The organism is Kitasatospora sp. NPDC002965 (assembly GCF_040611255.1).
GTDB lineage: Bacteria > Actinomycetota > Actinomycetes > Streptomycetales > Streptomycetaceae > Kitasatospora.
Genome location: NZ_JBEXNT010000008.1, coordinates 58,040 through 80,955, shown reverse-complemented (window position 1 = coordinate 80,955; position 22,916 = coordinate 58,040). Strand labels below are relative to the sequence as shown.

Below are 22,916 nucleotides of genomic sequence, written 5' to 3'. Positions count from 1 at the left end.
TCATCACTTCGCGTACTCCGTTCACGCCACTGGTGGCACGGCACCGTCCGTCCTCACGGTCCGACGTCGTACGGGAGCCCGCCCGGGCACCGGTGTACCGGGCCCCGAACGGCGGCCGGACAGTCCTGCGGGGGATCTCGCTGCCCGGACACCCCCACTGTGTCTGCCGGGCGGGGCCTCCCACCATGGAGCTCGGGACAGCGCGAGCGGGTCGAAACTGTCGGTGGCGACAACTTGCCTGCCCGCGGTGCGGGTACCGCTTCGGATCTGGGGCCCCGTCGGTCACGGTGTGCGGCGCCTTCCGACGTGTGAAGGGACACGATTCCGACCGTCACCCGGGCGGCTCTCGGTGCCGGCTCGCGGCCTCCAGGTGCCGCAGCGCCCACCAGACGGTCATGGCGTCCTCCCCGTGCGCCAGGTCGAGCCCCGTCGCGGCGGTGAAACCCCGCAGGCGGTACCGCAGCGTGTTGGGGTGCACGAAGAGCGCGGCAGCGGCCGCGTCGGCGTTGGCGCCGGCCTTCAGGTAGGCGTCGAGCGTGGTGACGAGAGTGCGGCGGCGCTTGCCGTCGACGTGGCCGAAGCACCGCCCGGCCAGGAGCTCGCCCGTCTCCGGAAGTGCCAGCACCGCGCTGTGCAGCGGTAGCTCTCCGTCGACCACCGGACGGCGCAGACCGAAGGCGAGCGCCAGCTCGTTCGCCCGCCGGGCCTGGACCAGCGACTCGTTCAACCGCGCCAGTGGCCGAGCCGGGCCGAGGCCCACCGGCAGGTTCACCGTCCAGCGCGGGCGGCCGGTCGTCAGGCCGACCACGTGCTGGGCAGCGGGCTCGGCCAGATGCACCAGCAGATGGCCGCGCAGTCCCCGTTCCACCTCCCGGACGTCCTCGCCCGCCTCGGGCCTCGCGTAGCAGACCCGGTACTCCGCTCGTGGGTCCAGAGCGAGCACCCCGGCCGCCGTGGGCAGCCAGTCCGGCGGCAGCTCACCCAGGAGCAACTGTTTCAGCAGCAGGGTTCGGTATTCCTGGTCGGCGCGTACCCGTTCGGCCTCGTGGCGGCGGTGCCCGCGCACCATCGCGATGGAGACCGCGTCGGTGCAGGCCCAGAGCTCCCTGGTCAGCTCCAGCGCCGCAGCCGGGTCCGGATGGTGGCGGGCGGTGGCGTAGAGGGCGTCGAACGCGCGTCGGGACGTCTGCCGGAAGGCTTCCAGCAACGGCTCCAGTCCGATCCCCTGCTCGGCCCGAAGCGCACCGAACTCCTCGAACCGCCCCGACTCCTCGGCCGACAGCTCCCGGCCCGCCCGCAGCGTGGACAGTACGGCTTCGACGATGCCCAGCATGTCGCGCCGAAGGCTCGCCTCGTCACGTCCCGCGTAGGCCGGTGCCTCCCGCACCAACGCGGCGGCGGATTCCTCCGCCACCCGCTCCGCCGGGAACGCCTCCAGGAGTCGTCGGCGTTCCTCCGCCTTGTCCATAGCCACAATTCTGCCCGGGCGCAGCTGCTTCGTGCACCGCGGTCATGCGGCGCGCACCGGGCGACGCGGGGCGGGCGAGCCGCCGCGCTGATTCCCGGGGCTGCAGTCCGCGAGCAGTTCGTTGCTGTCGAAGACACCCCGCCAGGAGGAGCATGTACGAGGTCAGGCGGTCGACCTGGTTCCCCGCGTAGTCGGTCTCGCCGTGGGCGCCGCGGCCGGTGTCATCGCCCTGACCTGGCAGCATCATCGGGAATCGCCGTCAGTCGCCCAGCACCCGGCGCAGGTAGCCGTTGGTGAAGCGGCGGCCAGGGTCGAGCCGGTCGCGCAGTGCCCTGAACTCGTCGAAACGACGGTAGGCGCGCGTAAGGTGAGCGGCGTCCCGGGTATGGAGCTTCCCCCAGTGCGGGCGTCCCCCATGGGCGACGAAGATGCGCTCTGCTTCAGCGAAGTATTGCCGATACGGCATTCCCCGGTACACATGGACGGCGATGTAGGCACTGTCGCGTTCGGACGCTGTGGAGAGGGTGATGTCGTCGGCGGGCGTGGTACGGACCTCGACGGGGAAGCTGATCCGCAGATCGGATCGCTCGATCATGGCCTTGAGTTCGCGGAGGGTGTCGAGGAGGGCCTCGTGGGGGACGGCGTATTCCATCTCGATCATCCGAACGCGGCGCGGGGTGGTGAAGACCTTGTACGGGATGTCCGTGTAGGTCCTTGCAGAGAGGCCCTGACTGGTGATCCGCGCGACCGCCGGGACGGCGGCAGGAATGGTCCGGCACACGGAATTGAGGGCCTGGAAGACATTGTTGGAAAGGAACTCGTCACCGAACCATGCCTTGAGCCGACCCAACGGGGCGTAGGGGCCGATGGTTCGGTTATTGCGCAGCGTATTGCAGTTGTCCGTGTGCGGGAACCAGTAGAATTCGAAGTGGTCGTTGTTCGCGTGGAGTTCGTCGAAGGTCGAGGTCACCGTGTCGAACGTCATCGGTTCCTCCTGTGAGGAGAGGAGGAAAAGAGGCTCGACAGCGAACGTGACAGCGCTGATGACGCCCAGGGCACCGAGTCCGACGCGCGCCGCGGCGAACACGTCCGGGTTCTGACGCGCGGAGCAGCTCAGCAGCGAACCGTCGGCCGTCACCAGCTCCAGGCCGCGGATCTGCGCCGCGATCGCGCCTGATGCGCGGCCTGTGCCATGAGTACCTGTACTGGTGGCGCCGGCCACGGTCTGTTCCATGATGTCGCCCATGTTCGTGAGCGACAGGCCCTGTTGGGCCAGAGCCACGTTCATCGTCTTGAGCCGGGTGCCGGCCTCGACGGTGACGGTGCCGGCCTTCGGGTCGATCGCGCGAATGCCACCGAGCCGGTCGGGGCGGATCAGAACGCCGTCGGTCGCGGCCGCAGTGGTGAAGGAGTGGCCGCTGCCCACCGCTTTCACGGTCAGGCCGTCCTCGGCCGCCTGGCGAACGGCATCGCGCAGTTCCTCCACCGAGGCGGGGAAGACGACTCGGGCCGGACGGGCGGCGACGTTCCCGGCCCAGTTCCGCCAGGTGTCCGGTTTCGGATTCACTCTGTTCCGGACGGTGCCGGAGGGAAGTGCTTCCACTGATTTCCTTCCTTTCGGGAGGCCGCAATTAGGGTGACTCGGCGTCTCTATCTGACGGACCGGACCCGGTAGACGAGCAGGACCCCCGCGGTCGCGGCCACGCCGACGCAGGAGAACAGGAGCGGATAGCCGCCGTCGGAGGCGATGATGAAGCTGGCGATCAGAGGGGCGAGTGAGGGCGGGACGAGCGTGCCGATGTTCATGATCCCGAGGTCCTGGGCCCGGCTCTCGGCTCGGGGAAGGACTTGGGTGATCAGGGCTTGGTCGACGGCCATGTACGCACCGAACCCCGCGCCCATGACGGCCGACGCCACCAGTGCGACGCCGAGGCCGGGGAAGACCGCCAGAAGGAACCCCGAGGCCGCCTGGAGTAGCGCCGCCAGTGCGACGAAGATCCGTCGTCTGAGGAGGCGGTCGGACAGCACGCCGGAGACGGAGCTGGCCAGGATGCCGGCCACGAGGTAGAGGGCCGTACAGGCGAGGAGGCTGCCGGCCGGATCGGGGACCTTCAGATCGTCGGTCAGGAAGTAGAGGGTGTAGCAGACCCCCAGCGAGTTCGCCAGATTGACCAGGAACCGTCCTCCGAAGGCCCAGGCGAAGTCGCGGTTCCTGAGCGAGCGGCCCATGGAGCCGAGCAGGGTGCGCAGGCTCAGCGCAGGCTCGGAGATGCACGAGGTGTCGCGGAAGCGCGCAAGGAACGGGGCCGTGCAGGTGACCAGCAGGGCCGCGACGACGAGGTAGCCGCGTGCGGGGGACAGTGCGAATGCCACGACGAGCGCTATGCCGACCACCACGCCGAGGGCCTGAGGACCGTAGATCACGCTGGACACCACACCGCGCTGGCTGACGGGGACGTGGTCGGCGATCATGGCAGTCAAGCCGGCGGTGGCAGCGCTGAGACCGAGCATGCCCGCCGACCAGGCCAGGGCCACCGCCGTCACCGTCGTCTGCTCCCCGGTGATGATCAGCCCCGCCGCGAAGGACAGCGCGCCGCCTGCGAGCCAGAGCCTTCGGCGCCCGAAGCGGCTCCGGGAGCGGTCGCACAGCGCCCCGCACACCGGGAGTGCGAACAACGAGACCAGCCCGGCAAGGGCGTTGACGACTGCGAAACTGTGGACTTTGGACACCGGGTCGATGATCTCCAGTTGCTGGGGCAGCAGCAGCTGGAGGGGAACGAGGCTCGCCGCCCAGTATCCGAACCAGACCAGGCCGAACAGGGTGATCCAGGCACGGGAGACGGGCTCGTTCGGCGCATGATCGGTGCCTGTCGCAACGGTCGCCGCCGGTGGTGGGGGCGGAGGGTGGAACTCGGTGGACACACGGCCTCCTGAGCGGGATCGGGCCTGTACGGGAACGAGTCAGAGGAACGCGTGTCCCTCGCCTCGGTAGGTTGCGACCTCGTCGACGATCTCCGTGCCGGACACCAGGTGGAGCGTGTTGACGCGTTCGCACAGTTCACCGGCCTTGGCGTGCCGGAACCACACGTGGTCGCCGAGCCGCAATCCGTACGCGGCGGCGCCGAGGACCGGTGTCTGGACTTCGCCGGCCCCTTCCCTGGGATTGGTACGCAGGCCCTGCGGCCAGGTGAGGGTCGGCTGGCGGTCGGGGCCGGACGGGCCGGAGGCGATCCAGCCGCCGCCAAGCACGGTGGCGAGCCTGGCGTTGGGACGGCGGACGACGGGCAGCACGTAGAAGGCGGCAGGCCGGGGGCGAAAGCGCCGGTAGAAGTCGAAGAGTCCCGGCCCGTAGAGCCCCGATCCGGCAGCGATCTCGGTGATGACGTGTTCGGCAGCGGTCTGTTCGACGGAGCCCGTACCACCGCCGTTGACGAATTCCAGCGGCGCCACGGTTTCAACCGCAGCCACTGCCGCCGCACGCCGGTCGGCCAGTTCACCGGCGGAGATACGCTGCATCGCCCGGATCGCTGCCCGCCTGAGAGGCGATCCGGGCTGGTTGTCGCCCATCCCCGCGATCTGGCCCTCGTAGGACATAACCCCGACCAGCCGGAAGCCGGACCGCTCGTGGATGGCGCGGGCGAGTGCCGCAGCCTGCTGGGGAGAATGCACGGGCGATCGGTACGGGCCCAGGTGGATGCGGCCGCCGGCCAGCTCCAGCGAGGCGTCCAGGTCGATGCAGACCCGGATGTCGGGGCAGGGGGCGCTCACCACCTCGTCGACGAAGTCCAGCTGGCCGACCGAGTCGATCATGAGGGTGATCCGCGAGATCGCGCGCTCGTCCGAGGCGAGCCGCGCCAGCGCGGCCCGGTCTGCCGTCGGATACCCGATCACCACGTCCTCGTGCCCCTCTGCGAGCCACAGGGCCTCGGGCAGGGTGAAGGCAAGGATTCCTCGATAGCCCTCGTGTCGGACGGCACGCCGGATCAGGGCGCGGCTGCGGACCGACTTGCTGGCCAGACGGATGGTCGCCTGCCCTGCAGCCCGATGTGCCAGCTCTGCGGTGTTGGCGTCGAAGGCGTCCAGGTCCACCACGGCGAACGGCGGGTCGAGGTGTGCAGTCGCCCTGTTCAACTGGATCATCCGGGCCTCGTCCGGCGCGGTGACAGCGGATCCGGCCCTCTTAGCGTCCAGCCATCTCACGCGCCCTCGGGACGCTGTGTGCGTACTCACATTCCGCACCCTTTCCGGGAGGGGGTTCGAACTGCTACGTCCGGCCGCACGGCCGCACGATCTCGATGCGGCCGCGGTTGAGTTCGCCGGCACGGACGGGATCATCGGTCGGGACGGTGCCGGCGAAGAGGGTGCGTCCGTCATGTCCGGCCACAAGGCAGCTCAGGGTGCGCTGGCTCGTGGCGACCCGGTCCAGGACGCGGCCGCCGGGGGCGATTCGCACGCATTCACCCCGAAGGGCGTTCGCGACCCAGATGGACGTGTCGTCGGCGTCCCACGAGATTCCGTCCGGAGCGATCAGGGACGAGGAGTACTTGGAAAGGACCGGATGGTCCAGGAGTGCCGAAATCCTGCGGGTGACGCGGCCAACCACTCCCCGGTGATTCACCAGGCGCCACAGGAGCGGCGAGATGAGGGGCGCCCACGGTTCGGGATCTCCCAGGGAGCCGTCGGGGTTCCTGGAGAAGACCGTGAGCCGCATGCCGAGGGTCTCGGCCACGATCACACTCCTGCCGTCGGCGCTGAGCAGGGTCCCGTTCGGGAAGAGCAGTGGCTCCGACAGTCCGAGCAGGCTTCCGTCCGGCGCCAGGCAGGCGATCGGGGTCCTCGGGGGCCCGGGTGGCACGTAGAGCATCGAGTTCGGGTGCTTTCGGGAGAAGGCGTGGAAGTCGAAGCCGAAGTTGCCGACGTAGGCGCGTCCTTCCGGATCAACGAGCATGTCGTTGAGCGGGCCGCCAACGACGTGGCTCAGGTCGGCGTGCTCAGCCAGCTCGCCGTCGGCCTCAAGGCGATAAACACGGCCCCCGTCCATGGAGACGACGAGCAGGCGGCCGTCGGGCAGCCACCCGAGTCCGCCGGCCCGACCCGGGACCTCGAGAACCGTCTCCGGCTCCGCGGTGCCGTCCCACCGGTGCACCGTGCCACGCGCGAGGTCCGAGAACCACAGGGCCCCCTGATGCCAACGCAGTGACTCGGGAACGCCCAGGCCGCTCAGTGCGATCGATGCGGTCCTCTTCATCCAATCGCTCCTTCACCGCGCGGGATCGAGATGGTTCTCCGCCATCCCCTCCGCAACTTGGTCACTCGTACAAGACGCTTGACTTGTTCGGGCGACCGTCTCATTCTGAGCGAAGAGAAGTCAATGCTCCACCGAGGAGATTCCGTGGCTCAGAATCGAGCGCACCGGGCAGGGCGGCCCCCGACAGGCCCGCCGATCGCAGTCGACAACCCCGCCAGCGACGCGGTCGTCGGTGAGGTCCCCGACATGCCCGCGGAAGAGGTGGTCCAAGCCGTGCAGCGCGCCCGGCGGGCACAGAAGGGCTGGGCCGAACTGGACACCCGCGCTCGCTCCGAGTTCTTCAAGCGTGGCCGCCGCTGGCTCCTGACCCACCGCCAGGAGATCGCCGACCTCATCGTCGAGGAGAACGGCAAGACGGAGGAGGACGCGATCGTCGAGATCGTCTACTGCGCCAGCGCCTTCGCCTACTGGGCGAAGCGGGCCCGCAGCCTGCTCGCCACCACGAGGATTCGCTCCCTCTCCCCGTTCCTCCTCGGACGCGACATGTACACCCGCAGGGCGCCGCGTGGTGTCGTGGGGGTCATCGGCCCGTGGAACAACCCGTTGCTCAACTCATTCGGCGACGCCATTCCCGCCCTCGCCGCAGGCAACGCGGTCGTCCTGAAGCCCTCCGAACAGACACCGCTGACCGCGCTGCTCATGGAGCGGATGACCCGCGAATGCGGCTGGCCCGAAGACGTCTTCCAGGTCGTCACCGGCGCAGGGGCCACCGGCAGCGCGGTCGTGGACAGCGTGGACTTCGTGATGTTCACCGGATCGACCAGGACCGGCCGACTGGTCGCGGCACGGGCGGGCGAACGCCTCATCCCCTGCTCGCTGGAGCTGGGTGGGAAGGACGCCCTGGTCGTCCTCGCCGACGCCTCCCTGGAGCGGGCCGTCAACGTCACGATCCAGGGAGCCCTGTCCAACGGAGGCCAAATGTGCACCTCGGTGGAGCGGGTCTACGTCGAGGAGCCGGTGTACGACGCATACATCACCCTGCTGCACGAACGGTTCCAGCAGGTCACATCGGGGCGGCCGGCCGGGCTCGGTAGTGTCGACGTCGGCGCTGTCACCTTCCCTCCTCAGCTTGCGGTCATGGCGGACCACGTCAGGGACGCCGTGCACAAGGGCGCCCGCGTGCTCGTCGGAGGGAAGGCCGTCGAAGGCCCCGGCAGGTTCTTCCCACCCACCTTGCTCGTGAACGTCGACCACGGAATGACGTGCATGCGGGAGGAGACCTTCGGCCCCACGCTGCCGGTGATGAAGGTCGCCGATGCCGAGGAAGCCCTCCGGCTCGTCAATGACAGCACGTACGGCCTGCAGGCCTCGATCATCGGTTCGGACGTGAAGCGCGCCCGCCGCCTCGCCGAACGGTTCGAGGTCGGCTGCGTCACGATCAACGACGCCCAGACCAACCACATGGCCCTCGGTCTGCCCATGGGCGGCTGGAAGGAGTCCGGCCTCGGCGTACGCCACGGGGCCGAGGGATTTCACACGTACACGAGGCTCCAGGCCATCACGACGAATCGGTTCCCGATGCGCCGGGACATGCACATGATCCCGTACAACCCCTCGGCCTACCGCTTCATCCTCCGCCTGGTGGACGCCATGTACTGCACCGGCCTACGCGGCCGCAACAGGTAGCAATTCACGTCCCCTACGACACGGGCCCCGGCTGCGCGGTCTGCCGGGACCGCTCACGGGCCAGCGTCAAGAGATGCTCGCCGGTCAGCCTCAGAACCTCGCGGCTGTGCTCGCTGTCGCGATCGACCAGCCAGTTCAGGGTGACACCGTCGAGCACCGAGTTGAGGTACCGGGCCAGCACCGGAACCGGAACGGCCCAATCGATCCCCGCCGCCTCGGCGACCTCCTCCAGGAGCTCCTGATGGACTTCCCGGTAGCGCTGGTACTGGCGTCGGGCCAGGTCCTCGAACCCGGCCTGACGCAAGGCGTAGTGCGTCAGTTCATAGCTGACCTGGTGCTCTCCGGGCCTGAGTTCGACGGTGCCCCAGAACGCGTTCAGGCTCTTGGTGATACGCGATCCGAGGTCGCCCTCCCCCTCGAACGTTCTCCGCGCAGCGATCACCGTGCTGTCGGTGAAGCGGGTGAGGATCTCCTGAAGCAGCTCTTCACGCGAGCGGAAGCAGTAGTGGAAGACACCCAGCGGCATCTCCGCCTCGTTCACGATCGCGCGCGTGGTCGCCTTGGCAACTCCCTCACGGATCATCACCCGAAATCCCGCAGCGATCAGTTCCTCACGTCTGTCTTTCGCCGCCATACGAGACATGGAGATCGCCTTCGGATTCGAGAACGGAGCGTGCGCCCGACCATGGTATCGCACCGTCTTGGACGGTTGACCAACATCCGGGGTGAGCTGCCCCCGAGTCTCATGGAGTCCGCGGACTGGGGGCACCGTCACCGTGATCGCGGCAGACCACGGATCGGTGAGCTTCCAGCCGACAGCCCCCATGCACGGGTGACGAACGACTGCCAGTTCCGCTTCAGGTGGAAGTCGGGGGAACCGCGGCCCGGCCGGCAGCTGCGACCGGTGCCGGCCACCACGGCGTCGTAGCCCGTCCATGCACGGTCCAGACCGACCGGACCCGGCCCTGGCAGCGCGCGTACGCGGGCCGGTAAGCGCGGCCGGCAGAGCATCCACCCGTGAACCTGCCCTGCTCCGGGTGGTGTGGGGCAGGGCAGTGCGGCCGTCCGGAGGTTCGGTCAGCCGATGTTCCACTTCTGGAGGGCGGTGTCCGAGGCGGCCTGCTGGGTGATCAGGGCGCCGTTGGCGTTCGAGGGTGTGGTGAGCGGGAGCTTGCTGGCGGCCGAGGCGATGGTGTAGCCGCCGCTGACCGGGGTGACGGTCCGTTGATTGATGTGCCGGTGCAGGTCCACCGGATAGTGGCCGCGCCGGGCGCCGGACGAAAGGTCCGGCGGCGCCGACGGGGACGGTGGGTCGACGGGAACAGGCCGACGACTACCCTGATCAAATTGTTGTCCGCATGTTGAGAGGCTGGTTGCCCATGTTCCTGGGTCTACGACTGGTGGTGTATCCGGCGCCCGACCTCGCCGCCGGCAAGGCGTGGTGGACCTCGGTCCTCGGCACGGAGCCCTACTTCGACGAGCCGTTCTACGTCGGCTACAACGTCGGCGGCTACGAGCTGGCTCTGAGCCCGCATGCCGACCCCGCCGACGGCCCCGTGACCTACTGGGGCGTCGCCGACGCCGACACGGCCCTGCGACAACTCGTCACCGCGGGAGCAACCGTCAAGGAAGGAGTGCGCGACGTCGGCGGATCGATCCGCGCCGCATCGGTGACCGATCCGAGCGGATCAGTCATCGGGATCATCGAGAACCCGCACTTCGCGCTCCCGGAAGTCGCCCGGCAACCCGGCGACGGCCCCGGCCGATAGCCCGCCCCCTGGCCAGTGCGGCGTTGCCGAGCCGCCGGAGCGCCACAGCCTGACCGACACCCGCGCGGCCGGCCTAGAGCGCGACTGCGGCTCCGGCCTCGACCGGCCTGACGATCTGCTGGACCCCGTGCCAGTCACCTGGCGGCGCCGCCTGCACTGCTCGGATCGCCCCGGCCGGGCCGCGACCGTTCACCTGCGGTGAACGGCGCGACGCCGCGGCCCCGGCCAGTGCACCGCGGCGTGCCCCAGCGGGACGCCGCTGGGCCCTCACCGGCCTATCTGTCAGTCGCAGTCGCGGCAGATCGGCTTGCCGTTCTTGAGGCGTGCGAGTCTGCTGCGGTGGTGGACGAGGAAGCAGTTGATGCAGGTGAATTCGTCGCTCAGGACCGGTTGCACGGCGACGGTGAGTTCCTCGCCCGACAGGTCGGCGCCGGGGAGTTCCAAGCCGTCGGCCGACTCGAGCACGTCGACGACGTCGATGGTGGAGGCCGACTTGTCGCTACGGTGGGCCTTCAGCTCCTCGATGCTGTCGGTCGAGCCGTCGTCGTCGCTCTTGCGCGGAGCGTCGTAGTCGGTTGCCACAAATGGGTCCTTGTCGTCTGGGGGTGGGGTACCGGCACAGGCAGGCTTGCGGGACTGTCCCGCGGCCCCCGTGCCGACGCCGGGTCTGGATGGTGTGCGGAGTGTAACTGAGGCTGTCGAGCCAGGACCCGTATCGCTTCGTGTCCCTCATCACCAGGGAGGCAGGCCGACGCGGGCGAGAGTGACGACCGGGGGCCACGGGAGCGCCGGCGGCAACCAGCTCCCCCGTCTCACCGAGGCCGACCTCGCCAGCGCGCCGCCAACCCTTGCCGCCCCCGGCCGTGTCCAGGACGACCCAACACAGGGGCCGGGGTGAGCGGGGCATGGCAGCTCCGCGCACACTCGGGTTCGCCTTGCCGGAGCGATGAGCAGGGCGGTCCGGCCGGCGTCAGAGGCCGAGCAGGTCGGCGGTGGTCTCGGCGATGGCCGGTGAGCAGGTCATGCCGCGGCCGCCGGGTCCGGTGACCAGCCAGACGCCGTCGCGCACCTGCTGGCGGTGGACGACCCGGGCGGTGTCCGCGCACTGCGCGTACACGCCGGCCCAGCGACGCCGGATCGGCGGCAGTGCGCGGCCCAGGACGGACTCGACGAGGCCGGTGAGGTAGGCGTAGGAGTCCTCGACGACGTCGAAGCCGAACGGCTGGTCGTAGGCGTGCGTGTCACCGATGGTCAGCCCGCCGTCCCGGCGCTGGACCATCAGCAGCTGCATCCGGTGCCGGGCAGCGGTCGGGTGCTGGGGCTGCCCGAGGTCGAGGGCGTCCAGCGCCGGGCCGCCGTAGCCCGGGTAGTAGCGGAAGCTGTCCCCGTCCGCGACCGAGGTGGTGAGCTGCTCCCCCAGCGGGTCCGTCTGCATCATCTGCAGCCTGACCCGGCGGACCGGCAGGTCGGGGACGAGTTCGCGCACCAGGCCACCGAGATGGGCTCCGGTGCACAGGACGACCGCGTCGCCGCAGTGCACCTCGCCATGATCGTCGCGCACCGCTCTCGCGCCGACCAGCTCGCGCACCTCCCGTCCCGGCAGGAAGTCGTACCGGCCGCTGGCCCGCAGGACCGCACGAAGCGCGAGCTGGGCGGTACGCGGCTCCACCGCGCCGTCCCGCGCGCAGTGCAGGGCCGCGAGGAACTCCCCCCAGAGCTGCCGCGCCCGCTGGGCGACCGCCAGTTCCTCGCCCTCGGCCCTGCCGCCGACCCGGACCAGGCCGAAGCTGCGTACCGAGGCACCCCGGGCCTCGGCCTCCCGCTCGATGTGGACCACCCGATGACCGCGCTTGATCGCGTGCCAGGCGTGCATGGTTCCCAGAACGCCTGCGCCGACGACTCGCATACCCGGAACAGTGTCCCGGACCCGTTACACGCTCAGTTCCGTTCCGTGAACGGAAGGTGACATCACGTGGAGGGCCCGGACCAGTGGTCGTTTCGTCAACCCCGGCCCCGTGGGCGCTCAGAACGGCCGTGCCGCCGAACCGTGATCGCGGTCCGGCGGCACGGCCGCTCAGGACGTGGTCTCGGGCAGATCGGTGGCGTGGCGCTCGCCTGCGCGGTGCAGACGGAATAGACGGCGCAGGCAACGGCGCCGGATGCGAGGGGCGCGCTGATCGTGTCCTTGGCCGTCCACGGAAACCCGTTGAGGTCGGCGCTCCAGGCTCCGGTGACCTTCCGGGAGACCTGCGGGAGAGTGCCCCAGCCGTCCTGCCCCGCCGGCTCGACGAACCTCGACCTGCAACACCGCTCCGACCCGCCGGGACAGGGGTGTCCAGCGGGCGCACCCCCGGGCCCGCCCGGTCACCACCCGCCGCCGCAGCCGACCGCCACCGTCACGTACACCCCCGCCACGGCCCCGCCCGCGGCAGGCCCGGCCCCGAAGTCCTGCCGCTCCCAGCCGTCGAGAAGAGCATCGACGGCGTCCGGGGTACGCGGATGCCACGGCAGACCGGCCTGCGCCCAGCAGGCGGCCACCCGCGCGGCGCGAGCCCGTGCGCCGGTGTCCGCCGCCCGGTGACTGAGCACCAGCACGCTGCCTGCGGGCAGTTCCCGGCGCAGCGCCGCGAGCAGGGACCGGGCCTGCGGGTCGCTCAGCTCGTGCAGGACGTCACCGAGGACGGCTGCCACCGGGCGATGCCATTCCAGGCCCGCTTGCTCCCGCAGCGTCGCGATGAGCGAGGTCGCGGCGATGTCGGCGTGCACGTGTCGGACCCGGGCGGGTGCCGGCACGTCGAGCAACGCCCGGGCGTGGGCCAGCACGACCGGGTCGCGGTCCACGTACGCGACCCGTGCGCCCGGCCGGGTGGTCAGGACGGAGGTGTGGATCGGGGCGAGCGCGGTGCCGGGCACACCGGTCGTCAGTCCGCACCCCAGGTCCAGGAACTGCTCCAGGCCGCGTTCAGCCAGGAGCCTGACGGCGCGGTGGAGGAACTCCCTGCCGCGCCGGACCGCGTCCACGCAGGTCGCGTCCTCGGCCCGCAGACGGTCCAGCAGCGTCCGGTCTGCGGCGAGGTGGTCCTTGCCCGCGAGCATCAGGCTCGCCACCCGGGCGGACGTGGGCCGGTTCGGCCGCAGGTCTCCCCGAGGATCCGACGACGGCCGCGGTGTGCCGTCGGCGCGGCCGCAGGAGGTGGAGTCTTCGACGTCGACCATGCCCGTGGTCACTCCCGGAGGTTCGAACCGGCTTGTGCTCCTCGTGAGTCGGGCCGCGTCCCGAAGGGCGAGGTCCCGAAGGGTGACGTCCCGGACGGGGAAGTCGGCCACGGAGTCGGCCAGGGGAGCGGCCGTGACGGACGTCGTCATGAGAGTCCTCGGAGATCTGGTGGTCGACGGAGTGGACGCCACGCCGACGGGGCTCGGTTCCTGCGCTCTCGCGAACCGCTGGACTGTTCGGTCGAAGGAGTGGGAAACCGGCATCGAGCCCCCGCCTCGTGACACGATCGTTATGCGCTGCCCCAGTCCCCCGCCTCTGCCGACAACGCATCGTCACCGCGCGGATCTCCGCCGAAGTCGTGCACCCGGGCCGCCGACGCAACCAGCCTCCACGTCCCCCACATTCCCCTGGCCGACCGCTCGGGCAGAGCGCAGCACGGACCCGAATCCCGACCGTTGCCAGGCGCACCGGACAGCCCGCACACTCTGCGCACCGGCGGCGTACCTCGAAACCCCGGCTCAGTTGGCGGTTCGGCCGGACCACCTGTACCGAACGCCTGAAGTCGGCCGGCGTCTGCTGGAAGGTCTACCAGGAGGCCGACGACGTCAACGACAACACGCTCGCCTCGTTCGCCACCTTCAAGCAGTCCGCCCCCGGCCGGCCCCTCCACGACAAGGGGATCGCCACCGCCGCGGACCTCGTGTCGGCCTTCGGCGACGAGGTCGCGCGGGGCACGCTGCCGCAGGTCAGCTGGATCGTCGCGCCGGAGCCCCTGTCCGAGCACGCGAACCACCGTCCCGCCGACGGCGAGAACCTCACGGCGCGGCTGCTCGCCACACTCGCCGCGATGAGGGCCTCCGGTCCCGTGGCCGTCCTGTTTCGTCCTCTGACCGGTCTCGGCTGCTGCGGCGCCGGGGGCGGGATCAGTGGGCGGTGTCGGCCGTGGAGTGGCGCAGCCGGGGCAGGGCGTCGCGCAGCGCGTAGAGGTCGTCGATCGTGGCCTGTTCGGCGAGGCGGGCCAGGAGACGGCGCAGGACGTGGTCGTCGCGGTCGTGGACGGCTTCGGCGATACCGCGCAGCACGGGTTCGAGTTCAGGGCTGGCGCTCATCGTCTTCTCCTGTTCCGCCGGGGTGGTCGGGGGCCTGTTCCGGTGAGTGTCCACCCGTCTCGGGTGGTAGCGGACGGGGGCCGCCGGGCAGCGCGGTGGTGAGGTCCTGCACGCCGTGAGGCGGGCACGCTGCGATGCTACGGCGGCGGCCCGCCGCCGGCCGGCTGCCGAGCGCGAGTCGGCGTTACTCGCGGGCGCTGGGGACCTTCAGGGGGTCACGAGGTGCGTCGGGCTTTGCGGCTTCCATCTGCTCGCCGAGTTCGGTGAGGCGGTTGCGGCCCATGGTCTTGCGGACCTCGGGGAACCATTCCTTCTCCTCCTCCTCGACGTGATGGCGCACGTTCTCCATCAGCACGCTCATCTTGGCGTCGAACCGCTCGTCCGCCGGGTCGAGGCCGGCGAGCTCGGAGAGCATCCACAGCACCACGTGGTGCTCCTCCACGCTCTCCAGCACGTGGTCCTTGGTGTCCGGGGCGGCCTCCCGAGCGGCCGGGTAGAAGATCTTCTCCTCGATCCAGGTGTGGACCGTCAGCTCCTCGATCACCTTGTCGGCGATCTCCCGCTTGTGTTTGTGCGCGGCTGCGCCCGCCTTCTCGAACTCCTTGAACAGCTTCTCCACCGTCTTGTGGTCGTCCTTCAGCAGCACGATCCCGTCCATCCGGAACTCCTTCGCTCGCAGCGGCACAGGCGCCCTCGCCGCAGGGCGGCGGGGCGCTTGTGGTGAATGGGTCAGAGGGTGTCGCGGTAGCCGCCGGAGGCGGTACCGCGCTTCTCGATGAAGTGCTTGAACCGCTTGAGGTCGCCCTTCACCTGCCGGTCGAGCATGCCGGTCATGTCGGCGGCCTTCTCGGCCATGCCACCGGGCTGGAAGTCCATCTCCATCAGGACCCTGGTGTGCGTCGCGTCGATCGGCTCGAAGCGAACCATGCCGGTCTGCCTGATGTCGCCGCTGGTGGTGCGCCAGGCGACGTGGTCGTCGGCGACCTGGTCGACGATCTCGGTGTCGAACTCGCGGGACACCCCGGCGATCCTGGTCTTCCAGTGGTTGTGGCGGTCGTCGATCTGGGTGATCTCCTCGACGCCGTCCATGAACTGCGGGAACTGCTCGAACTGCGTCCACTGGTTGTACGCGGTGCTGACCGGCACGTCCACGTCGATCTGCTCCTGCACCTTGCTCATCGCTGCACACCCGCCTTCGAATCGCTTCATGGTCGAACAAGCGCCTGCCCCGACCACCAGCAGGTATGCCAGTCCCTACCAATTCGGCCCCGCACCGGACGGACCGGCAACAGGCACCATCCATTCGAGCGGCCCGGATCGGTGACGGACGGCTTCCCTGCCATCGCGTGCTGCGCACACCGGGGAAGCGCCCCGGGCCGACGGTCAGAACGCGCACCGAGGACGTGGCAGGGCGGGCGGGGTGGACGGGGACGGGGTCTCCTCCCTTTCCGCCGCGGGCAGGGGCTCCGTCGTGGCCGGGCCACGGCCGTGGCCGAGTCAGGGCATCGGTACGGCTTCGAGGCACGGGTGTGTCGGACCGTACTCGGCCGGCAACGTGAGGACTTCGGCGACGGTCCCGGTGATCTGGAAGCGGTAGCGGCCGGTGGTGTCCTCGTACACGGGTTCGTGCGCCGGGCCGAGCCGGTCGGTGCGGTGCACGATCACCGTGCGGGGTGCGGCGTGGCCGCCCGGGGTGCCGGGCAGGGCGATGGCGTAGCGGGGGCAGGTGTTCATGGCGCACCGCCCCGGTGGCGGGCGGGGCCGGGTTTCGCGAGGCCGGTGACGTGAGGGTCGGCGTCGCCGGGCACGGGTGGGAGGAGCACGTCCAGCGGCGGGGTGAGCCGGCGAACGACGGGGTGCGGGGCCGCGGTGGCGGGTTTCGGTCGGGGGGCGTGGTCGGCGTCGAGGTCGGTGAGGGTGAGGCCGACGGCGCGCTCGCCGTCGAGCGGTCGCAGCGGGAGGCGGTGCCGGTGGACTCCGACGGCCAGGGCGGCGGAGGTCGCGGGTGTGCTGGTGACGGTCATGGTTCAGGTGTCTCGTCGTGGTGCGCTGCCGGGGGTGGGGTGAACAGGGCGGCGGTCTCGGTGATGGTCAGCAGGCGTCGGACCTGGGGGCTGGCGGCGGTGATCGTCACCGTGCGGTCGTCGGCCCGCGCCTCCAGCCGCAGCCGGATCAGGGTGTTGAGACCGGAGCTGTCGCAGAACTCGACACCGGACATGTCGATGTCCAGGCCGGTGTCGCTGCGGGCGAGTGCCTGGCCGAGGACACGGTAGAGGCTCCCGGCGAGGTCCATGTCGATCTCGCCCTTCAGGTGCGCCCGGGGCCGTCTCAGTGTGGTGGTGAAGCCGACCGCGAGGCGTCCGGCCAGCAGGCGGGGTGCGAGGTGACCCGCTCCGGCGCCGGCATCGGTGGCGTCACCGGTGCGGGGACCGGGGCGCGGGCCGGGGGCGGGCAGGTCCTCGGACATGGTCGTTCCTCGGGGGCTAGGGCGAAGACGCTTCCAGCGTGACCCGCATCACCGTTCACGTCAACAGATACGCGAACGGGGATTCGTGTGTGGTGACAGGTGAATCGATGCTCCTACGATGGAGGTATGGCCTTCGAGGAATCCACCAGGACCGGCTGGACGTTCGTGACGAACCACGCCCGCGTGCTGGCCGCGATCGCCCGCAACCCGGGAGTCCGGCTGCGGGACGTCGCACTGGAATCCCAGCTCACCGAGCGCGCCGTCCAGGGGATCGTGACCGATCTCGAAAAGGCCGGATACCTCACCCGCACCCGCGTCGGACGCCGCAACCACTACAGCATCACCACGGGCACCTGGCTGCGCCACCCCGCGGAGGCCGGGCTCAGCGTGGAAGCGCTCCTCGGGCTGCTGGCCCCCTCCTACGACGGCGCCCCCGACGGCCAGGGCCCCGCGGCCGGCGGCACCGGGCCCGAACACGGCCAGGGGCAGACCCGGCCCGCACCGCGACACCCCGACCGACACGCCCGACCCTGACCGCGCGAACTGAGCGGTCTCCGGGGCAATCGAGTCCGCGAAGGGCCGCGGTGCGGGTTGTGCGGGAGCTACCTGGGCAGTCGCCGGGTATGAATCGACTTCCTGATGCGTACGGTTCCTACTGGATGCAGTCGGTCGACATGCCCGCCTGCCCGTCCCTCACCGCGCCGGCGGAGACCGATGTCGTCGTGGTCGGTGCGGGCATCGCCGGTCTCAGCACCGCATGGGAACTCTCCCGTGCCGGCCTGAAGGTCGTGGTGCTGGAGGCAGGACGGATCGCGGCAGGCGTCACCGGCCACACGACGGGCAAGGTCACGGCCCTGCACGCGAGCGTGTACAGCCGGCTGCGTTCCCGGCACGGGGAGGGCGCCGCCCGCCTCTACGCCGCCTCGCAGAGCGCCGCGCTGAAGCGGATCGTGGAGGTGGCCGAAGAACTCGCCGTCGACTGCGAAATCGAACGGCGCCCCGCCTTCACCTACGGCGAGGACCCCTCCTCGGTCGAGGCACTGCACGCCGAGGTGACGGCCGCCCGGGACGCGGGCCTGGACGCGGCCTTCGTCACGGATACCGGCCTGCCCTTCCCGGTGGCGGGCGCCGTCAGGGTCGAGGAGCAGGCCCAGTTCCACCCGCTGAAGTACCTGCGCGCACTCGCCGACGATCTCACCGCCCACGGCGGCCGGATCTACGAGAACACGCGCGTCACCGCACTCGACGCGGGCGAGCCCTGCCGGCTCACGACCGCCTCGGGGGCAACCGCCACTGCCCGGCACGTGGTCGTGGCCACCCACCACCCCGTCTTCGACCACGCTCTGCTGTCCGCACGCCTCACCCAGCACCGCGACCTCGTCATCGCCGGTCCCGTCCCCGCAGACCAGGACCCGCAGGGCATGTACATCACCAGCGAGAGCGGCAAACGGTCCGTCCGCACCGCTCCCGCTCCGGACGGAACGCGGCTGCTGATCGTCACCGGCGAGGCGTTCACCCCCGGCGACGGCGAGGACACCGAGGTCCGGTACGCGCGGCTCCGGTCCTGGACCGAGGAACGGTTCCCCGGCTTCAGGACCACCCACCGCTGGGCCGCACAGGACAACAGTTCCACCGACACCCTCCCCCTGATCGGACGCCTGCGCCCAGGAGCCGAGCACGTCTACACCGCCACCGGATTCGCGGGATGGGGCATGACCGGCGGCGTCGTGGCCGGACAGCTCCTGACCAGCCTCATCACCGCAACCCCGCACCCGGCATGGGCGCAGCTCTACGACCCCCACCGCCCGGGAGCGACCCTCCGCACCGCCCCCGAGATCCTCAAGGCCCAGTGGGACGCCGGCAAGCACTTCGTGAAGGACCGCCTGGAGACCCTCGGGGACGGCACGAACGGGCCGGTGGCCGCGCTGCGCCCCGGCGAGGGCACCGTGGTGCGTGCCGACGGCAAGCCCTGCGCCGTCCACCGCGACGACCAGGGCGCACTGCACGCGGTCTCCGCCGTCTGCACCCACCTCGGCTGCCTCGTTGCCTTCAACAACGCGGAGCGGACCTGGGAGTGCCCCTGCCACGGCTCCCGCTTCGCCGTCGACGGCGAGGTGCTCCAGGGGCCCGCCCTCCATCCGCTGGAACAACGGGACACGAGCCGGCTCTGATCCTCGACGACCGCCGGGGGCGCGCCCCGGCGGGAGCCGTACTGTCCTCGCCGCCGGGCACTGCACGGACCGCCGCAGGCGGGTCCCCGTCGTCCGGTTGCCGTGCCGCAGGTCGGGCACCCGCTCGGCATGGACAGCAGCGAGCGGGACCGCGGCCGCGGCACGGAACACGGGGGATTCGGAACGGGGCGGCCCGGGCGGGACGGAGCCGCCGGGCTCGGCACGGAGCAGGACCCTCCGCCCGAGGTAGGCGCAGCGACGGTGGAGGCGCTGGGGGTTCTGTCGAAGGCGCTGGAAGGCACGGAGCGGGCCCGGGGCCACCTCTACGGATTCCACCAGACGACCGGGGAGGCCGACCGGATGCTCACCGAAGCGGTCCGGATGCTGCGCGAGGCCGGGCACGGCGGGCACGCGGACCTGGTGGAGCGTGAACTCGTCGGCCGGGACGTCCTGCCGGACATGTGGACGTACCAGGTCGTCGAGGCGTACGACCGCACCTACTACGAGGCGTTCGTCGCCGTCGAGGCGCAGGTCCGCGACGACCTCGCCGCCAGCCGCCGCCACCTCGCCGAGGCGAGGATGCGCCAGGCCCGCCGCACCGTGAGGCACGAGAACGGGGAACGGTAGACACACCCCGCTGTCGCCACGGCCACCTGCGACAGGTGCTCCCTCACCCCCTCCCGGGCCGACCTCAAGGACGGCCCCACCTGCACGCTCGCATCGCCGCCCCGACCGGATCTCCCTCGCCCGCCACACCGTCCGGTCCGGATGACGGGCTGCCCGACGCGCCGCGAGGCGGACGATCCTGACGCCCGGTCGCGGCCGTTGCCGCATGCCGCGCCGGTGAGGATCGTGCGGCCCGGCGGGCCGGCCGGATACGCGGGTCGGTCCACCCGTCCGGCAGGGGCCGGACGGGTGGACCGGTGCGCGCGGTGCGTGTGGCGCCGGGGTGTGGCCGCCGAGCTCCGGAGACTGGCAGTCGAAGGCTGGGCTCTGACGTCCGGCCTCTCTCACGACGACGACGGAGAGCGACCGGGTGCGAGAGACGTACGGCGTCGCCCAGGCGATCCTGGCCTGGGGCCTGGCCCCGGCCGCGGCGGACGACCTGGTGCTGGCGATCTGCTGCGGGGACCCGGCGGCCGGCCGGCGGCTGCGCGGCCCGTGGCGGGAGATGCGTACGGAGACGGTGGCGGGCCGGCAACCGGAACCGCGTCGACAGGCGCAGGGTTCAAATTCCGCGGCGGATGCGCCGGCCGTGGTGGAGGAAGGGGCGCGATGGGCACCGTGACGGGCCGCACCGACCATGTCGTCGTCGTGGGCGCGGGACTGTCGGGACTGTCCGCGGCGCTGCACCTGCTCGGCGCCGGGCGGCGGGTGACCGTCGTCGAACGCGACGGCGGGCCGGGCGGGAGGGCCGGGCGGCTCGACGCGGGCGGCTACCGCATCGACACCGGCCCCACCGTGCTGACCATGCCCGAGATCCTGGACGAGGCGTTGTCGGCGGCGGGCGGCTCGTTGGCGGAACAGGTCGAGCTGGTGCCGCTCAGCCCCGCCTACCGGGCGGCGTTCGCGGACGGCTCCACCCTCGACGTCCACAGCGAACCGGAGTTGATGGAGGAGCAGGTACGGAGGTTCGCCGGCGAGCGGGAGGTCCTGGGGTACCGCCGGCTGCGCCGGTGGATGGAGGACCTCTACCGGGTGCAGATGCGCAGCTTCATCGACGCCAACTTCGACTCACCGCTGGACCTGCTCGGCGCGGACCTGGCGCGCCTGGCGGCACTGGGCGGCTTCGGCCGACTCGGGCCGAAGGTCGCGTCGTTCCTGCACGACGAGCGGCTGCAGCGGGTGTTCTCCTTCCAGTCGCTGTACGCGGGGGTGGGACCGGGCCGCGCTCTCGCGGCGTACGCCGTCATCGCGTACATGGACACGGTGGCCGGGGTCCACTTCCCGCGCGGCGGCATGCACACCGTCGCGCGGGCCATGGCGGACACTGCGGCGGCGGCCGGCGCGCGACTGCGCTACGGGGCCGGGGTCGGCTTGCTGGAGCGCGGCCCGTCGGGGCGGGTGACGGCGGTCAGGACCGACGCGGGCGAGCGGATCGGCTGCGACGCGCTGGTGCTCACGGTCGACCTGCCCGCTGCCTACCGCCTGCTGGGCCGCGCCCCGCGGCGGGTGGCCCGCCTGCGGTGGGCGCCGTCGGCGTTCGTGCTGCACGCGGGGACCGACCGGCGGTGGGAGCAGTTGGCGCACCACACCCTGTCGTTCGGCCGGGCGTGGCGCTCGACGTTCACGGAACTGACCCGGACGGGACGGCTGATGAGTGACCCCTCGCTGCTGATCACCAACGCGACGGTGACGGATCCGTCGCTGGCTCCGCCCGGACGCCACCTGCACTACGTGCTGGCGCCCTGCCCGAACCTGGAGCAGGGCCCGATGGACTGGCACCGGATCGCACCGCGCTACCGGGACCAGGTGGTCGCGGAGCTGGAGAGGCGTGGCCTGGACGGCTTCGGGGACGCCATCGAGTACGAACGGCTGGTGACGCCTGCGGACTGGCAGCGGTCGGGCCTCGCCGCCGGGACGCCCTTCTCAGCCGCGCACACCCTCCGTCAGACCGGGCCGTTCCGGCCGCGCAACCTCGTCGCGGGGGAGGAGAACGTGGTGCTGGCCGGCTGCGGGACCACGCCGGGCGTGGGGGTGCCGACGGTGCTGCTGTCCGGGAAGCTGGCCGCCGCCCGGGTCACGGGTGTTCCGCGCAGGCGCGCCGGCCTGTCCGTGCGCGCCGCGGCGACGGGCGGCGGCCGGTGAGCGCCCGGGAACTGGACAGGGCGGGGGTGTCGGACCGGGACCTGCGGCTGGCCTACGAGGAGTGCCGGCGGTTGAACGCCCGTCACGGCAGGACCTACTTCCTGGCGACCCGGCTGCTGTCGCCCGCGCAGCGGCCCGCCGTGCACGCCCTGTACGGGTTCGCCCGCTGGGCCGACGACATCGTCGACGATCCGGGAGTCCCCGAGGGCCTCGCGGGGCGCGCCGCCGCGCTCGACGAACTGGAGCGCCGATTCGGCACGGCGTGGCAGGACGGCCGAGGGGGGCACCCCGTGGTCGACGCCGTGGTCGACACGGCCCGCCGCTACGGCATCGGGCGGCGGCACTTCACGGACTTCCTCGCCTCCATGCGGATGGACCTCCACGTCGAGGAGTACCCGACCTTCCAGGAACTGATGACGTACGTCCACGGATCGGCGGCCGTGATCGGCCTGCAGTGCCTGCCGGTCCTCCGCACGGTCGGCCCCCAGGAGCGGGCGGCGCCGCACGCCGCCGGGCTGGGGACGGCCTTCCAGATCACCAACTTCATCCGCGACGTCGGCGAGGACCTCGATCGCGGCCGGATCTACCTGCCCGCCGACCAACTGGCGTCGCACGGGGTCGACCGCGAACTGCTGATGTGGTGCCGACGGACCGGGCGCGGCAGCACGCGGGTGGCCGCAGCCCTGCGCGAGCGCATCGCGCACACCCGGGGCCTCTACCGGTACGCCTCCCTGGGCGTGCCGATACTGGCCCCCGCCTCCCGCCCGTGTGTGGCGGCGGCCCTGGTGCTCTACCGCCGGATCCTCGACGAGGTCGAACACCACGGGGTCGAGGTGGTCCTCCACCGGCGGGTCTGCGTGTCGCGCGGCCGCCGCGCGGCCGTGGCGGCCCGCGGTGCGGCCGGGGCCGCGGTCGCACGGTTCGGCGCAGCGGCCGCACGGCGCGGGGGCCGCTGATGGGCGGGGACCGCGGG

At 71.2% G+C, this 22,916-nt stretch carries 24 protein-coding genes and 1 pseudogene; 9 read left to right on the top strand and 16 right to left on the bottom strand.

The features are described from left to right. Positions 1-331: 331 nt before the first annotated feature. From ABZY91_RS05885 to ABZY91_RS05865, 5 genes are all read right to left on the bottom strand, one after another. Positions 332-1,468, bottom strand: a complete 1,137-nt coding sequence (locus tag ABZY91_RS05885) for a helix-turn-helix domain-containing protein (protein WP_355400066.1) — start codon at positions 1,466-1,468, stop codon at positions 332-334. Between the two features lie 259 nt (positions 1,469-1,727). Beyond that, positions 1,728-3,071 carry a D-arabinono-1,4-lactone oxidase gene (locus tag ABZY91_RS05880; protein WP_355400064.1) on the bottom strand — a complete coding sequence of 448 codons (1,344 nt, stop codon included), beginning with the start codon at positions 3,069-3,071 and terminating at the stop codon, positions 1,728-1,730. A gap of 47 nt (positions 3,072-3,118) precedes the next feature. Further along, positions 3,119-4,390 (bottom strand): MFS transporter, encoded by a 1,272-nt coding sequence (locus tag ABZY91_RS05875; RefSeq protein WP_355400062.1) that lies wholly within the window; start codon positions 4,388-4,390, stop codon positions 3,119-3,121. A gap of 39 nt (positions 4,391-4,429) precedes the next feature. Continuing rightward, a complete protein-coding gene (locus ABZY91_RS05870; RefSeq protein WP_355400061.1) occupies positions 4,430-5,608 on the bottom strand; it encodes an amino acid deaminase/aldolase in 1,179 nt (392 codons plus the stop codon). Between the two features lie 124 nt (positions 5,609-5,732). Further along, the gene (locus ABZY91_RS05865) at positions 5,733-6,716 is read right to left on the bottom strand and encodes an SMP-30/gluconolactonase/LRE family protein (protein ID WP_355400059.1); all 984 of its coding nucleotides are present in this window, start codon (positions 6,714-6,716) and stop codon (positions 5,733-5,735) included. Positions 6,717-6,839: 123 nt separating this feature from the next. Between ABZY91_RS05865 and ABZY91_RS05860 the strand changes: the two genes are divergently transcribed. Further along, positions 6,840-8,402: an aldehyde dehydrogenase family protein gene (locus ABZY91_RS05860; protein WP_355400057.1), complete on the top strand. Its 1,563-nt coding sequence runs from the start codon at positions 6,840-6,842 to the stop codon at positions 8,400-8,402. 13 nt (positions 8,403-8,415) lie between these two features. Here ABZY91_RS05860 and ABZY91_RS05855 read toward each other — a convergent pair whose 3' ends face one another. After that, positions 8,416-9,036, bottom strand: coding sequence for a TetR/AcrR family transcriptional regulator (locus ABZY91_RS05855; protein WP_355400055.1), 621 nt, complete (start codon positions 9,034-9,036; stop codon positions 8,416-8,418). Positions 9,037-9,479: 443 nt separating this feature from the next. Next, positions 9,480-9,653 carry a hypothetical protein gene (locus ABZY91_RS05850; protein ID WP_355400053.1) on the bottom strand — a complete coding sequence of 58 codons (174 nt, stop codon included), beginning with the start codon at positions 9,651-9,653 and terminating at the stop codon, positions 9,480-9,482. A 128-nt stretch (positions 9,654-9,781) separates the two neighbouring features. On the opposite strand from ABZY91_RS05850, the gene ABZY91_RS05845 reads away from it, so the two are divergent. Then, the gene (locus ABZY91_RS05845) at positions 9,782-10,171 is read left to right on the top strand and encodes a VOC family protein (RefSeq protein WP_355400051.1); all 390 of its coding nucleotides are present in this window, start codon (positions 9,782-9,784) and stop codon (positions 10,169-10,171) included. A 282-nt stretch (positions 10,172-10,453) separates the two neighbouring features. Here the strand turns inward: ABZY91_RS05845 and ABZY91_RS05840 are convergent, their stop codons facing one another. From ABZY91_RS05840 to ABZY91_RS05830, 3 genes are all read right to left on the bottom strand, one after another. Next, complete coding sequence (locus ABZY91_RS05840) at positions 10,454-10,753, bottom strand: DUF4193 domain-containing protein (RefSeq protein WP_355400049.1); 300 nt, start codon at positions 10,751-10,753, stop codon at positions 10,454-10,456. A gap of 388 nt (positions 10,754-11,141) precedes the next feature. Further along, complete coding sequence (locus ABZY91_RS05835) at positions 11,142-12,077, bottom strand: FAD-dependent oxidoreductase (protein ID WP_355400047.1); 936 nt, start codon at positions 12,075-12,077, stop codon at positions 11,142-11,144. Positions 12,078-12,535: 458 nt separating this feature from the next. Beyond that, the gene (locus tag ABZY91_RS05830) at positions 12,536-13,399 is read right to left on the bottom strand and encodes an SAM-dependent methyltransferase (protein ID WP_355400045.1); all 864 of its coding nucleotides are present in this window, start codon (positions 13,397-13,399) and stop codon (positions 12,536-12,538) included. A 266-nt stretch (positions 13,400-13,665) separates the two neighbouring features. On the opposite strand from ABZY91_RS05830, the pseudogene ABZY91_RS05825 reads away from it, so the two are divergent. Continuing rightward, positions 13,666-14,229: pseudogene (locus tag ABZY91_RS05825) on the top strand (alkaline phosphatase family protein); the annotation flags it as partial. Positions 14,230-14,311: 82 nt separating this feature from the next. On the opposite strand, the gene ABZY91_RS05820 reads toward ABZY91_RS05825, so the two are convergent. The 6 genes from ABZY91_RS05820 to ABZY91_RS05795 all read right to left on the bottom strand — a co-directional run bounded on the left by ABZY91_RS05820 (position 14,312) and on the right by ABZY91_RS05795 (position 16,964). Further along, positions 14,312-14,497, bottom strand: a complete 186-nt coding sequence (locus ABZY91_RS05820) for a hypothetical protein (protein ID WP_355400157.1) — start codon at positions 14,495-14,497, stop codon at positions 14,312-14,314. A gap of 184 nt (positions 14,498-14,681) precedes the next feature. Then, on the bottom strand, positions 14,682-15,155 hold the full coding sequence (locus ABZY91_RS05815) for a hemerythrin domain-containing protein (RefSeq protein ID WP_355400043.1): 474 nt from the start codon (positions 15,153-15,155) through the stop codon (positions 14,682-14,684). 71 nt (positions 15,156-15,226) lie between these two features. Then, the gene (locus tag ABZY91_RS05810) at positions 15,227-15,676 is read right to left on the bottom strand and encodes an SRPBCC family protein (RefSeq protein ID WP_355400041.1); all 450 of its coding nucleotides are present in this window, start codon (positions 15,674-15,676) and stop codon (positions 15,227-15,229) included. Positions 15,677-15,994: 318 nt separating this feature from the next. Beyond that, entirely contained in the window at positions 15,995-16,231 is a 237-nt protein-coding gene (locus ABZY91_RS05805; RefSeq protein WP_355400039.1) for a DUF6296 family protein, read from the bottom strand. Continuing rightward, entirely contained in the window at positions 16,228-16,521 is a 294-nt protein-coding gene (locus ABZY91_RS05800) for a hypothetical protein (RefSeq protein WP_355400037.1), read from the bottom strand. The genes ABZY91_RS05805 and ABZY91_RS05800 overlap by 4 nt, the downstream gene beginning before the upstream one ends. Beyond that, positions 16,518-16,964 (bottom strand): STAS domain-containing protein, encoded by a 447-nt coding sequence (locus ABZY91_RS05795; RefSeq protein WP_355400035.1) that lies wholly within the window; start codon positions 16,962-16,964, stop codon positions 16,518-16,520. Before ABZY91_RS05795 ends, ABZY91_RS05800 begins: the two co-directional genes overlap by 4 nt. Positions 16,965-17,090: 126 nt before the next feature. Here ABZY91_RS05795 and ABZY91_RS05790 point away from each other — a divergent pair, with 126 nt between their 5' ends. From ABZY91_RS05790 to ABZY91_RS05765, 6 genes are all read left to right on the top strand, one after another. Continuing rightward, positions 17,091-17,498 (top strand): helix-turn-helix domain-containing protein, encoded by a 408-nt coding sequence (locus ABZY91_RS05790; protein WP_355400033.1) that lies wholly within the window; start codon positions 17,091-17,093, stop codon positions 17,496-17,498. 125 nt (positions 17,499-17,623) lie between these two features. After that, positions 17,624-19,135 carry an FAD-dependent oxidoreductase gene (locus tag ABZY91_RS05785; protein WP_355400031.1) on the top strand — a complete coding sequence of 504 codons (1,512 nt, stop codon included), beginning with the start codon at positions 17,624-17,626 and terminating at the stop codon, positions 19,133-19,135. Between the two features lie 129 nt (positions 19,136-19,264). Next, positions 19,265-19,762 carry a hypothetical protein gene (locus tag ABZY91_RS05780; RefSeq protein WP_355400029.1) on the top strand — a complete coding sequence of 166 codons (498 nt, stop codon included), beginning with the start codon at positions 19,265-19,267 and terminating at the stop codon, positions 19,760-19,762. A gap of 409 nt (positions 19,763-20,171) precedes the next feature. Continuing rightward, the gene (locus tag ABZY91_RS05775; protein WP_355400027.1) at positions 20,172-20,423 is read left to right on the top strand and encodes a hypothetical protein; all 252 of its coding nucleotides are present in this window, start codon (positions 20,172-20,174) and stop codon (positions 20,421-20,423) included. Then, complete coding sequence (gene crtI / locus ABZY91_RS05770) at positions 20,411-21,943, top strand: phytoene desaturase family protein (protein WP_355400025.1); 1,533 nt, start codon at positions 20,411-20,413, stop codon at positions 21,941-21,943. Before ABZY91_RS05775 ends, crtI begins: the two co-directional genes overlap by 13 nt. Next, complete coding sequence (locus ABZY91_RS05765; RefSeq protein ID WP_355400023.1) at positions 21,940-22,899, top strand: phytoene/squalene synthase family protein; 960 nt, start codon at positions 21,940-21,942, stop codon at positions 22,897-22,899. The genes crtI and ABZY91_RS05765 overlap by 4 nt, the downstream gene beginning before the upstream one ends. Positions 22,900-22,916 lie beyond the last annotated feature (17 nt).